This is a genomic window from Salibacterium salarium (assembly GCF_030813635.1).
GTDB classification, from domain to species: Bacteria; Bacillota; Bacilli; order Bacillales; family Marinococcaceae; genus Salibacterium; species Salibacterium salarium.
Genome location: NZ_JAUSUM010000001.1, coordinates 799,194 through 811,853, shown reverse-complemented (window position 1 = coordinate 811,853; position 12,660 = coordinate 799,194). Strand labels below are relative to the sequence as shown.

The window sequence follows — 12,660 nt, the reverse complement described above, 5'->3', positions numbered from 1 at the left end:
TCCCCTTTCTTATACCCTTCTTTGTCTAGCATCTGTTGCCCGTTTAATCGCTTGACCTACATTGTTCACACACAACATCAAAATCAGTATTAAAAGGGAGGCGGGTAGCCAAATCCACCACCGACTTTCTAAAGTTGCTGGATTGGTAGCATAGCTGACTAATGTTCCAAGAGAGGGTGTACTTTCCGGAAGGCCGAACCCTAAAAAAGATAGTCCGGATTCAATACCAATATTCATTGCAAGCTGCAAAGTCATTGTGACAATAATAATCGAGCTTAGATTAGGCATCACCTCCCGAAACATCACACGCAAATTTGAAGATCCTAGCGTCTTTGAAGCTTCAACATACTGGAGTTCTCTTTGCTGCAGGGCCTTTGAACGTAACATTCTTGCAATTGGCATCCATTGAAAAATCGTCATAATGAGGGCAAATGTTATCACCGAATAATCAGGAACAATAGCTACAAATACAATAATGATTAATAGATTTGGTAAAAACATAAAAAAATCTACAATTCTCATTAGTACGTTATCAACAAATCCACCATAATACCCGGAAGCTAAACCAAATATTATTCCAACTACTCCACTTAATAGTGTTACTAATATACCTATTGACAAGGAGTTTCTCGTACCAATGATTAGTTGCCCGAATATATCTCTTCCTCCATAGTCGGTACCCAGCCAAAATTCAGAAGAAGGAGGTGCGTGAATGGAAAATAAATCTACCCTAACAATTTCATCCTGCTCAAGCACAATAGTCCCCCCATACACAACAATCATTATACAAACAACGAGTATAAGGGAAATTAATGAAACTTTATCGTAGAGAATTTCTCTCCATACCACTTTCCAACCAGGAGTACTTTCACTCGTAATTGCTTGATCGTCTAAATTTTTGTGTTGGACATTCACCACCAGTCCCTCCCTATTTACTTTATTCGAATTCTTGGATCTACTATGCTCATTATTACGTCTGACAATAAAGCACCAAGTATTGTTGCTGCCCCAAAGAGCAAGACTAATGCAGTGACCACACTAAAGTCTCTCAGCTGAATAGAATCTAAAAATAGTTGTCCCATTCCTGGATAACTAAAAATAGTCTCTACAAAAATGGAGCCGACGATTAAACCAGTAATTTCATATCCGAAAAACGCTGCAATAGGTAACAATGAATTACGAAGTATATGACGGGAATAAACGTTGGATTCACCAATCCCCTTAGAACGAGCTGTCAAAATAAATTCTTTATGCTTTGTATCTATAATTTCACTTCTTAAATATTGTACTGTTGATACAGTAGCTATAAGTGCCATAGACAGCGCCGGCAGTATTAAGTGATAAATCTTACTCAGAACATATTCAAAAAAGTTTCCCGTGTTAGGTGCAACACTTCCCCCCCGTCGGAAACCACCCTAATTGAAATCCGAAAATAAACAGCATAATTAGTGCAAAAATAAAGAGCGGCGCGGCAAAGCCGATGTATGTATAACCTGTAATCATTCGGTCAACTAAAGAATCGTTCCAACGCCCACTAATGATTCCTAAAGGAATAGAAATAATATAAACAAACACCACAGCAGTAAGGGACAACCAAAATGTATTTACCAGACGTTGTGCAACGATTTCCGAAACCGGTATTTTATGGGTATACGAAACCCCGAAATCACCAGTAAGTGCATGACCCGCCCATTCCATATATTGGACATACCACGGGTTATTGAGGCCCATTTCCTCTCTCATTTCTGCTATTGTCTCTCGGTCTATCCCCGGATCATTAATCGCGCCTGTTAATGCATCTCCCGGCATTGCTTTTGCCAATAAGAAAACAATCAAACTTAACAAAAAAAGCTGGGGAATCATTAAAAGAATTCTTCTTGTAATAAACTTCCACACCGAGCTTCACCCCTTCCGTTGCAATGCCGCTGAATGGGTTTTTGAAATGGATATCATATCCATCACTTCCCCCTCGTCATCAAAATAATCTTTATACGTTTGCTCATACTCTTCTCGTATTTTCTTACGGTGTTTCGAGTGTTTTTCTCTGTTTTCTGGATTAATGTCCGGTACGGCAGCAATGAGTCGTTTAGTATAGATGTGTTGAGGGTTATGATAAATATCATTACTCGATCCTTCCTCAACCAATCGACCTTTGTACATAACCCCAATTCTGTCGCACATATGTCTTACCACGCCTATATCATGACTGATAAACAAAAGGGTTAAATGCAGATTGGTTTGAATCTCCTTTAAAAAATTCAATACTTGTGCCTGCACGGACACATCTAATGCAGATACTGGTTCATCGGCTATTATTAATTTGGGATGAAGGGCAAGTGCGCGGGCAACTCCGATTCTTTGACGCTGTCCACCTGAAAATTCGTGCGGATACTTATAGATACTTTCTGGGGTCAGTCCTATTTGATCCATTAATACTTCGACTTTATGTTTCTCCGTCCATTTCGTATTTTTTTCATAGTTTCTAAGTGGTTCGGCGACTATATCTAACACCCTTTTTTTAGGGTTTAGAGAGGAGTAAGGGTCTTGGAAGATCATTTGAATATCACGCAAGTCTTTTTTTGATCTCTTTCTCTTATTTTTTAGTTCCACCCCTTTAAATAAAATGCTCCCGGACGTTTTATCCGTAAGTCCTATAATCGATCGTCCCATTGTCGTTTTACCAGACCCCGACTCTCCTACTAACCCATATGTTTGACCTTCTTTAATATCGATACTTATCCCATCCACCGCTTTCATCGTATCAACGGTTCGCCTGAGTAGTCCTCCTTTGACAGGAAAATGAACTTTCAGATTACGTACTTGAAGTATAGACATTTGGTTTTTCCTCCCGTGGTGTTACATTTTGAAAATAAAAATCTTTATAACATGTACATCTCACGTAGTGATTTCTCGCTACTTCATGAAGTTCAGGATGGGATTCGTGTGCTTCATCTCTTATCCAAGGAATTCTTTCTTTAAAACGGCATCCTTTTCTTGGCAAATGTTGAATGGGTGGAACTTTTCCTTGAATAACGTGGAGTTGAGATTGTAAATCTGAAACGGAAGGAACAGAATTTAATAAGGATCGGGTATATGGGTGTTGAGGGGTCTTGAAGAGAGTTTTAACATCTGCTATTTCTACGAGTTCACCTGCATACATAACAGCTACTCTGTCAGCAATTTCTGCAACCACTCCTAAATCATGTGTAATAAGCAGCACTCCCGCATCTTTGGATAATTTTAAATTCTCTAGTAGTTCAATAATTTGACCTTGAATAGTAGCGTCAAGGGCTGTTGTCGGTTCATCTGCAATTAATAAAGAAGGAGCACATGCGATCGCAATAGCAATAATTACCCTTTGCCTCATTCCACCAGAGAGTTCATGCGGATATTGTTGGTAAACCGTATCAGGTGATGGAATTCCAACTTCATCTAATAGAGAAATTACTTTTTTATATCTCTGATTTTTTGTCATATTCGTATGAAGGATTAGCACTTCTTCAATTTGATGCCCTGCCTTCATTAAGGGATTAAGAGCAGCTAAAGGATCTTGAAAAATCATGCCTATCTCTTTTCCTCGAATTTTATTTAAACTCGATTCCGTTAAATCATTAATATTTTGCCCTTTAAATAGAAGATCCCCTTCTACCATTGTTTTTGATCGTTCGTGTAAACCCATAATCGAGTAGGCTAAAGCACTTTTGCCACACCCCGATTCTCCTACTATCGCTAACACTTCATTTTCATAAACATTTATACTCACCCCGTCCACCGCTTCATAAAAACCACCTTCTATTTTAAAAGATGTCTTTATATTGTTAATTTTCAAAATAATTTTGTTGTTAGTCATTTATTAACAACTCGCTTTTGATTTTATAATTATATTTTATTATAAAAAAACCACCTTCCAATTGCAACAATAATTTGAAAATTTTATCATTTTTATGTGTTATTTTCTTACAACTCTTTATTCCACTGCTAGAGATAGGTTTAGGCAAAATAAGAACATCAACTCTTTGGAAAAGCACCCATGAGTTTAGCGCCTGTACATTTATTAGAATATTACTGTTAGATAGTGTTGCTTTGGCGTTCGAAATCAGAAACATATTAAAAAGAGCCCACTCTGTCGGGAGCGGACTCTTATGTATTAATCTTCGCCAATCATTTCTTCATATTCCTCTGCGGACATTAATTTTTCTACTTCCTTTGGATCCGTTGGTTCAACGACAATCATCCATGCTTTATCATACGGCGATTCGTTAACATATTCAGGAGCATCCTCAAGTTCTTCATTAATTTCTACAACTTTTCCGCTAACGGGGGCGTATAGTTCCGACACCGTCTTCACCGATTCTACACTGCCAAACGGCTCATCCGTTTTCACTTCGTCTCCCACTTCCGGAAGCTCGGCAAACACAATATCTCCTAATTCAGATTGAGCAAAATCCGTAATACCAACACGAATTTTCCCATCTTCTTCTTTCACCCATTCATGTTCTTGTGAATACTTTAGTTCCTTTGGTACACTCATATCTCATTACCTCCATTTCAAAGTTTACTGCTTCCATACTTCCTCGAATTGGTCTTCTTTAAACCCAACAGTTACCTGTTTCCCATCGGTAACGATTGGGCGTTTCATCAACATACCATCGGAAGCAAGAAGATCAAGCAGCTCGCTTTCATCTGCTGTCTTCATTTTATCTTTTATTCCTAATTCACGATACTTTTTTCCACTTGTATTAAAAAATTTCTTCAACGGCATTCCGCTTTTACGATAAAAGTCCTCGATTTCTTCCCGAGTTGGAGGCGCTTGTACAATATCATGCTCCTCGTATGCTAGACCGTTATCATCCAACCATTTTTTCGCATTTCGGCATGTTCCACATTTAGAATAACCGTAATAAGTAAGTGCCATTAATATCCTTCTCCTTTTCCTAGGTCGATTCCTTCTCTATTATATACAAATCGTCCGCTTTTCTCATCTCATAAGAAAAAGTCCCATTCATACGGGACTTTTTCATAAGAGAGGAGATCACCTTTCCAACGAAAGGGGATATATTATTTTAGGACGAACGAAACGCCCTAAATTGAATAACAGTTATACAACAAAACGCTCTTCCTTCAGCACTACCGCAGCTGCTTCGCGTTTAAGTGCCACCACATTTACAGGGGTATGTCGAGTTAGCTTCCGGAGCATCGAGAGCATGGTACGAAGAGTATCTCCTTCTTCCATGTGTATAAGCGATTCTCTCGCATTCGCTTCTAATCGATTTACCGCCTCCTGACAGAAAATTTGTGTCAATCGCAGCTTTCGTTCTTCTTTATCTGCTCCATTGGCTTGAATGGCTTTTTCCGTTCGCAAAATCGCAGATTCCATCGAATAAATGTCGCTTATAATGTCTGCCGTATTTATTAATAACTCTTGTTCTCTTTCTAGACCTTCACCATATTTCTGTGCCCCATTACCAGATACCATCAACAACACTTTTTTCATATTCTTTAAAAGATACTTTTCCTGATCAAGCGGGGCTTCTCCTGGTTCTTCTGGAATCATTGCCATGAGCTCTTCCTGCAATTTCTCAGCCTTCGACAAAAGCGGAAGTTCCCCTTTCACCGCCTTTCTCATAATTGTTCCGGGAACGAGCAGGCGGTTTATTTCGTTTGTTCCTTCAAAAATTCGGTTAATGCGGGAATCCCGGTAAATCGTTTCTACTTCGTATTCTGACATAAAACCATAACCACCGTGGATTTGTACTGCCTCATCAGCGACAAAATCCAGTGTTTCGGAGGCGGCAAATTTGTTCAGTGAGCATTCAACCGCATACTCTGCAATAGATGACGCTACTTTACTTCCATCTTCTTGTTCTTCCTCCGTCAATTTTCCAAGCTTTTCTTCAAACAGCCCGCCGGTACGATAAATCGCACTTTCTGCTGCATACGTTTCAGATACCATCGTACCGAGCTTTTCTTGAATGGAAGTAAATTGGGAGATCGGTGTGCCAAATTGTTTTCGTTCATTCGCATAAGCGGCTGACAATTGAATCGCCCGTTTCGATGCACCAATACAACCTACTCCCAGTTTGTAACGACCTACGTTTAAAATATTAAAAGCAATCACATGACCGCGCCCAGCCTCTCCGAGTAGATTTTCTTTTGGCACCTTCACATCATCTAAAATCAACGTTCGTGTCGATGATCCTTTTATTCCCATTTTCTTTTCTTCCGGACCTGTCGACACACCTTCATATTCACGTTCAATAATAAATGCCGAAAACTGTTTACCATTTATCTTTGCATAAACGACAAAAATGTCAGCAAACGCAGAATTCGTAATCCACTGTTTTTCCCCATTCAAAACGTAATGGGTTCCTTCGTCGTTTAACACAGCAGTTGTTTTTGCACTAAGGGCGTCTGACCCTGAACTAGGCTCTGTCAACGCATATGCCGCCACCTTTTCCCCGGTTGCCAGTCCTGGAAGGTAATTTTTCTTTTGTGTTTCGTTTCCAAAAAACACGATTGGTAAAGTACCAATACCCACGTGAGCACCGTGACTTAAGGAAAAAGCACCGGCGCGGGAAAATTTCTCGGTTATTAAGGTAGAACTGATTTTATCCAACCCAAGTCCTCCGTATTTTTCTGACACATCCGCACCTAACAAACCGAGATCACCAGCTTTTTCAAGGAGACGCCGTGAGATATCAAACTGATGGTTTTCTATTTTTTCTACTTCTGGCACAACCTCACCCACCACAAAATCTTCAGTCGTTTTTGCAATCATTTTGTGCTCTTCGGTGAAATCTTCCGGTGTAAAAATTTGATCAGGCCTCGCATCATCTACTAAAAAACCCGCACCTTTGACAGCTATTTCAATCGTACTACTCATTTGTTTATACCTCCCTGTTTATCATCCGTTTTAAAGTAGTTCAAATACACCTGCGGCCCCCATCCCGCCACCTATGCACATCGTGACAACACCGAATTGTTTATGAGTACGTTTCATTTCATTCATTAAGGTTAAGGTTAACTTCGTACCTGTGCAGCCTAATGGATGACCTAGCGCTATAGCCCCGCCATTCACATTAACTTTGTCATGATTAAGATTAAGTTCACGTATAACTTGCAAGGCTTGAGAAGCAAAAGCTTCATTTAATTCAAACAAATCAATATCGGAAAGTTCGAGCCCTGCCATTTTCACCGCTTTTGGAATTGCTTCCACCGGACCAATTCCCATAATGTCAGGTCTAACTCCGGCAACTGCAAAAGCATGGTACTTCACTATAGGAGTTAAGCCTTCTGCTTGTGCTTCCTCTCGTTCCATTAACAATACAGAAGCTGCACCATCACTCATTTGTGAAGCATTACCAGCTGTAACAGAGCCTTGAGAATGAAAAGCAGGCCTTAATGAAGCAAGTGTTTCTAACGACGTATCCGCCCGGATCCCTTCATCTTGGCGAAGTGTCACTTGTTGCTCTTTTCTCTTATTATCTTCACCGACTGAACGCAAGGTGATATCAACGGGGACTATTTCCTCGTCAAACTTCCCGGCTTCCACTGCTGAAGCAGCTCTCCGATGACTTTCCACAGCAAAAGCATCTTGGTCTTCTCTAGAAACTCCGAACTCATTTGCCACCTGTTCTGCCGTATAACCCATTCCCATATAATATTCCGGTGCTTCATCTACTAGAGTTGGGTTCGGTGCAATCACATGTCCTCCCATCGGTATAAGACTCATCGATTCCGCGCCACCTGCAATAATCGAACGAGACTGCCCGAGCATTATCCGTTCCGCTCCATAAGCGATACTCTGCAGCCCTGAAGAACAATACCGGTTAACCGTGATTGCAGGTACAGTATGCGGGAGACCGGCAAGTACAGAAATATTTCGAGCCATATTCATTCCTTGCTCTGCTTCCGGCATGGCACATCCGATAATAACGTCTTCTATACGGGCAGGATTAAAGTCATTCGCGCGTTTCAATGTTTCTTTCACCGTCAATGCTCCATAATCATCAGGGCGGGTACTCGCCAGCGTCCCTTTATTTGCTTTTCCTACCGGTGTTCTTGCACCGGACACAATAACCGCTTCTTTCAACTGCTTTCCCTCCTAATCTTTGAAAAAATTAATTGCGCAACGGTTTTCCTTTTGAAAGCATATATTGCATGCGCTGCTGTGTTTTCGGTTCACCGACTAAACTGAGAAAAGCTTCACGTTCCAGGTCCAATAAATAACTTTCGTCCACTAGTGTTCCTTTAGGGATGTTTCCACCAGCGAGAACAAAAGCAAGTTTTTCCGCTATTTTGACATCATGATTAGATGCTTTTCCTCCCATTTGTAGCGTTTTAGCCCCTAGTTTCATCGCTGCATAGCCTGTTTCTCCTACGACCGGAATTTTAGTCGGACGTGGTGGCACGTACCCTTTGTCAAATAAATGAAGCACTTGCTGTTTTGCTTTATAAATAATGTGATCTGCATTAAAAGTGACATGATCCCGTTCACTTAAAAACCCATGCTCACGGGCTTCATCGGCCGACATTGATACGGTGGCTAATGCTATTTTTTCAAAGATATTGTTTGCAATCGGAAGCAAGTCAACGTTACTGCCTTGTGGAAGATTTTCAATATGGCGCAAGTACAATTCTTTGTTTCCGCCGCCACCAGGGATGAGTCCAACCCCTGTTTCAACAAGCCCCATATATGTTTCCGATGACGCCTGAATGCTCGCAGAAGGCAGACATATTTCCGTACCACCACCCAGTGTCATTTGATGAGGTGCTGTAACTACGGGCCGCTTGGCATAACGAATTTTTGTTGTCATTGCTTGAAATTTACGCACCACCATATCGATTTCAAAGAAATTATCATCTTGTGCTTCCATTAAAATCATCATCAAGTTAGCGCCAACACAGAAATTTTTCCCTTGATTGCCGATAACAAGACCTTTATAATTTTTTTCCACTTCGTCAATTGACTGACTAATCATCTGCAGTACATCGAGACCGATAGAGTTATTTGGAGAATGAAACTCTAGACCAGCTACCCCCTCCCCAAGATCAATTAAGCTTGCACCAGCATTTTTCATAATGACTTTGTTGTCACCTTTTAACGATTTCAAGTTTATTTCTTTTTCATTCAATGCTTTTTTTTCATAGTTTCCACGCTGATAATACAAATTCTCCGATTTATAAAACGTGGTATCCCCTTGGCCCAGCATCTCCTTCACCCATGCCGGAACGGTTTCACCTTCTGCTTCCATCCGCTGAACCGATTTTTCTACGCCTATCGCATCCCACGTCTCAAATGGGCCTAGCTGCCAACCGAATCCCCATTTAATAGCATCATCAATCGCTGTAATATTATTTGCTATTTCCCCGCACTTTTCGGCGGAATACAACAATACTGGTTTCAACACGTTCCATACGAACGTTCCAGCTTCATCTTCAGCATATACAAGCGCTTTCATTTTATCGGATATGTTTTTGGCCTGTTTTGCTTCGTCTGTGGATGACGTTTTTACTTTTTTTGTTGGCTGATAATCAAACGTTTCCGGATTCAATTCAAGGATTTCGCTTCCATTTTCATTTTTTATTTTCTTATAAAATCCTTGACCTGCTTTGCTGCCAATCCAGCCTTTTGCAGCCATATCTTTCATAAAATCCGGAGGATCAAATAACTCTTTTTCTTCTCCTTCCACTTGGTCATACACATTTTTTGCCACGTGAAGAAACGTATCCAGTCCGACCACATCAAGCGTCCGAAATGTTGCACTCTTAGGACGTCCAATCGCAGGTCCTGTCACAGAATCAATTTCTCCAACAGACCATCCACCCTTCACCATTTCTTGCACTGTCACTAATAGACCGTATGTCCCAATTCGGTTGCCAATGAAATTAGGTGTATCTTTCGCTTCTACTACCCCTTTTCCGAGCGTATTTTCAGCAAAATTTTTCATAAATGTTAGAACATTTTCATCGGTTTTTTCGTTTGGAATGATTTCAAGCAATTTTAAATAACGAGGTGGATTAAAAAAGTGAGTGCCCAGAAAATGCGATTGAAACTCTTCAGATCGTCCTTCTGCCATCGCAGTGATCGATATTCCCGATGTATTAGAGCTTACAATTGATCCCTCTCTACGATGCGCTTCAACTTTTTCGAATACTTGCTTTTTTGCGTCCAGGTTCTCTACGACAACTTCAATAATCCAATCTGCTTCCCTTATACGAGACATGTCATCTTCAAAATTACCAACTTCAATGAGAGACAAATTTTTTTTTGTCGTTAGCGGAGCAGGCTTTTGCTTTTGTAATTGTTTAAGCGCCCCTTCACTCAAACGATTACGAACAGCCTTATTTTCTAACGTTAGTCCTTTAGCTTTTTCATTTTCCGTTAGCTTGTTTGGCACCATATCAAGTAAAAGAACAGGAATTCCAACATTAGCAAGATGAGCTGCAATGCCAGACCCCATTACACCAGATCCGAGAACAACCGCCTTTTCCACGCTGTCCTTCATCGTCTACCTCCTTCATATTTTTTGAATGAATAATCATTCATTTTTTACCCAAAAAATAAAAACCTATTTCGTTATTCTTCTTTAACTATAAACGATGAAAGTTGGAATGACAATAGAAGTGACAGAAAATTTTCATGTCTTTTTTGAATAAATACCTTCTCCTACCCACATACTACGCAGGAAAAAATAATCGAGAATAAGAAAGGAGAATTTCTATGGATCCACAACAACAGGCGCCAGATCAGCAAAACGTTATGCCTCAACCCCCACAGACGATTACCGTAAAAGATCATTTATATTTGTCAGATATGCTTAGCTGGAATTTGAATGCCGCGAAAAAATCAGCCTTTTTTGCGAAACAATGCACAGATATGGATGTAAAAACAGAGCTCGAAAAAACAGCACATATGCATGAACGTCACTATCAACAGCTGCTTCCCCATCTTCAATCAGGGACACAGCCTATTCAACCAAATGCAAACTAGGAGGTCTTTCTATTGTCTGATTCAACAAAAATTCAAAATCCAGAAACACAGGTTCCAAAAACTCCGGAAATGAATGATCGTGATTTTCTTAATGATATGGTCACGACGGAGAAATACATGACGGATGCATATAGTACGGCCATGAATGAAGCAAGTCACGAAGATTTATACGATGAAGTATCCATGATCTGCAGCGAATCTCAAAACATGCAGCGCAATTTATTTAACTTAATGTTTGAAAAAGGCTGGTACAGCTTTGAAGGTGCCTCCTCTTCGACACTTGATCAAACGTATCAACAATTCACAGAATATACTAACCAGCTTCCCTCCTCTGGAATGATTCAATAAATCATTGTACACCGTCTTACCCTTGGACTCCTGTAAGGCGGTGTATTTCATTACACTCAATATTGATTTTTGTATAACATCCGCTTTTCTTAATATCCACAGCTATGGTTACTTTCTTTATACCTTCCTTTTTTACACTTCAAACCAAAAATTTTATAAATTTTTTTAAATCGTGAAACTGTTGTCTTATCTGGTTTACAGAAGTGCCTATTATTTTTTCGCACGTTTTTTTCCATTTGTGGTGTTTATTTAAAAATTTACTTGGGTATCAGTCTCAACGACTCGCCATTTTCAATAAAATTTGAATGTGGAAAAGGAGTGATGGTGTAATGGCAGTCGATAAATATCCTTCTAGAAACGGGCAACAAGCTCAGATTATGGAACGGAAAGACCCAGTAGTTCACCGTAATCCTGCATTTTCGGAAGGACCTTTGCGAAAGGATGAGGTTGACTCTTTCGAAAAGAATGGGTATCTAATGTTTGAAAAACTGTTTAATGACGATGAGGTTTCCATTATGAAAAACGAGTTGCAACGTACGATGGACCGAAATCGTGAACGAGAAGCAGACGATGTCATTAAGGAACCAGGAAGCAATGAAATGCGCTCTGTTTTTGAAATTCATAAAGACAGCGGTTTCTTTCAAGCGTTAGCTAAAAATGAACGGATCGTCAAAGCGGCAGAGCAATTATTAGGAAGCCAGGTCTACATCACGCAGTCCCGAATAAATTTCAAACCAGGCTTTAAAGGTAAGGAGTTCTACTGGCATTCGGACTTTGAAACGTGGCACACCGAAGACGGCATGCCTGATATGCGCGCTCTTAGTTGCTCTATTGTACTTACCGACAACTACGAATACAATGGTCCGCTTATGCTCATTCCTGGATCTCAGAAATGGTATGTCTCTTGCCCTGGTGTAACACCGGATGCTAATTACAAATCATCTTTGAAAAAACAGGAAACCGGCATTCCCGATAACGACAGCATGAGCTGGCTCGTTGACCAAGCAGGTGGACGAATTGATCGTGCAACCGGCCCTGCTGGATCTGTGTTATTCTTTGATTGCAATACTATGCACGGATCGGCCGGTAACATTTCTCCATACCCACGCAGTAATGTTTTCTTTGTTTTCAATTCAATTGAAAACAAACTACAAGATCCATTTTCCGGTCAAACACCGCGTCCCGAATTTCTTGCCAATCGTGAAAACATCGAGCCTATCACACCAAACAAAGATCGTCTGCAAAACTTTTCAAATCGTATAAAAAGACAATAAGCAAAAAAGGGACTGCTCCAATAACTATAGAAGAGCAGTCCCTTT

Annotated in this window: 11 protein-coding genes and 1 pseudogene; 3 read left to right on the top strand and 9 right to left on the bottom strand. The window is 40.3% G+C overall.

Going from position 1 to position 12,660, the window contains the following annotated elements; genetic code table 11:
* Positions 1-9: 9 nt before the first annotated feature.
* The 9 genes and pseudogenes from J2S78_RS03865 to J2S78_RS03825 all read right to left on the bottom strand — a co-directional run bounded on the left by J2S78_RS03865 (position 10) and on the right by J2S78_RS03825 (position 10,508).
* The gene (locus J2S78_RS03865) at positions 10-915 is read right to left on the bottom strand and encodes an ABC transporter permease (RefSeq protein WP_370871499.1); all 906 of its coding nucleotides are present in this window, start codon (positions 913-915) and stop codon (positions 10-12) included.
* A 17-nt stretch (positions 916-932) separates the two neighbouring features.
* Positions 933-1,896: pseudogene (gene opp4B, locus J2S78_RS03860) on the bottom strand (oligopeptide ABC transporter permease).
* Between the two features lie 6 nt (positions 1,897-1,902).
* Positions 1,903-2,835: an ABC transporter ATP-binding protein gene (locus tag J2S78_RS03855; protein ID WP_306896429.1), complete on the bottom strand. Its 933-nt coding sequence runs from the start codon at positions 2,833-2,835 to the stop codon at positions 1,903-1,905.
* On the bottom strand, positions 2,813-3,850 hold the full coding sequence (locus tag J2S78_RS03850) for an ABC transporter ATP-binding protein (protein ID WP_306896427.1): 1,038 nt from the start codon (positions 3,848-3,850) through the stop codon (positions 2,813-2,815). Before J2S78_RS03850 ends, J2S78_RS03855 begins: the two co-directional genes overlap by 23 nt.
* A 297-nt stretch (positions 3,851-4,147) precedes the next feature.
* The gene (gene gcvH / locus J2S78_RS03845; protein WP_306896425.1) at positions 4,148-4,531 is read right to left on the bottom strand and encodes a glycine cleavage system protein GcvH; all 384 of its coding nucleotides are present in this window, start codon (positions 4,529-4,531) and stop codon (positions 4,148-4,150) included.
* Positions 4,532-4,555: 24 nt separating this feature from the next.
* Positions 4,556-4,915 carry an arsenate reductase family protein gene (locus J2S78_RS03840; protein WP_306896423.1) on the bottom strand — a complete coding sequence of 120 codons (360 nt, stop codon included), beginning with the start codon at positions 4,913-4,915 and terminating at the stop codon, positions 4,556-4,558.
* Positions 4,916-5,098: 183 nt separating this feature from the next.
* The gene (locus tag J2S78_RS03835) at positions 5,099-6,883 is read right to left on the bottom strand and encodes an acyl-CoA dehydrogenase FadE (protein WP_306896421.1); all 1,785 of its coding nucleotides are present in this window, start codon (positions 6,881-6,883) and stop codon (positions 5,099-5,101) included.
* Positions 6,884-6,913: 30 nt separating this feature from the next.
* On the bottom strand, positions 6,914-8,092 hold the full coding sequence (locus J2S78_RS03830) for an acetyl-CoA C-acetyltransferase (protein WP_306896420.1): 1,179 nt from the start codon (positions 8,090-8,092) through the stop codon (positions 6,914-6,916).
* Positions 8,093-8,120: 28 nt separating this feature from the next.
* Positions 8,121-10,508, bottom strand: a complete 2,388-nt coding sequence (locus J2S78_RS03825; RefSeq protein ID WP_306896418.1) for a 3-hydroxyacyl-CoA dehydrogenase/enoyl-CoA hydratase family protein — start codon at positions 10,506-10,508, stop codon at positions 8,121-8,123.
* A gap of 215 nt (positions 10,509-10,723) precedes the next feature.
* Here J2S78_RS03825 and J2S78_RS03820 point away from each other — a divergent pair, with 215 nt between their 5' ends.
* The 3 genes from J2S78_RS03820 to thpD all read left to right on the top strand — a co-directional run bounded on the left by J2S78_RS03820 (position 10,724) and on the right by thpD (position 12,615).
* Positions 10,724-10,993: a hypothetical protein gene (locus tag J2S78_RS03820; RefSeq protein ID WP_125554926.1), complete on the top strand. Its 270-nt coding sequence runs from the start codon at positions 10,724-10,726 to the stop codon at positions 10,991-10,993.
* Positions 10,994-11,062: 69 nt separating this feature from the next.
* Positions 11,063-11,341 (top strand): spore coat protein, encoded by a 279-nt coding sequence (locus tag J2S78_RS03815; RefSeq protein WP_306896989.1) that lies wholly within the window; start codon positions 11,063-11,065, stop codon positions 11,339-11,341.
* 329 nt (positions 11,342-11,670) lie between these two features.
* Entirely contained in the window at positions 11,671-12,615 is a 945-nt protein-coding gene (thpD, locus tag J2S78_RS03810; RefSeq protein ID WP_306896414.1) for an ectoine hydroxylase, read from the top strand.
* The last annotated feature ends 45 nt before the right edge of the window (positions 12,616-12,660 follow it).

Bases quoted from the DNA above. Each gene is read 5' to 3' on its own strand.
- J2S78_RS03850 (WP_306896427.1), bottom strand. From the start codon at position 3,850: ATGACTAACAACAAAATTATTTTGAAAATTAACAATATAAAGACATCT.
- J2S78_RS03825 (WP_306896418.1), bottom strand. From the start codon at position 10,508: ATGAAGGACAGCGTGGAAAAGGCGGTTGTTCTCGGATCTGGTGTAATG.
- J2S78_RS03855 (WP_306896429.1), bottom strand. From the start codon at position 2,835: ATGTCTATACTTCAAGTACGTAATCTGAAAGTTCATTTTCCTGTCAAA.
- thpD (WP_306896414.1), top strand. From the start codon at position 11,671: ATGGCAGTCGATAAATATCCTTCTAGAAACGGGCAACAAGCTCAGATT.
- J2S78_RS03835 (WP_306896421.1), bottom strand. From the start codon at position 6,883: ATGAGTAGTACGATTGAAATAGCTGTCAAAGGTGCGGGTTTTTTAGTA.
- J2S78_RS03840 (WP_306896423.1), bottom strand. From the start codon at position 4,915: ATGGCACTTACTTATTACGGTTATTCTAAATGTGGAACATGCCGAAAT.
- J2S78_RS03820 (WP_125554926.1), top strand. From the start codon at position 10,724: ATGGATCCACAACAACAGGCGCCAGATCAGCAAAACGTTATGCCTCAA.
- J2S78_RS03815 (WP_306896989.1), top strand. From the start codon at position 11,063: ATGAATGATCGTGATTTTCTTAATGATATGGTCACGACGGAGAAATAC.
- gcvH (WP_306896425.1), bottom strand. From the start codon at position 4,531: ATGAGTGTACCAAAGGAACTAAAGTATTCACAAGAACATGAATGGGTG.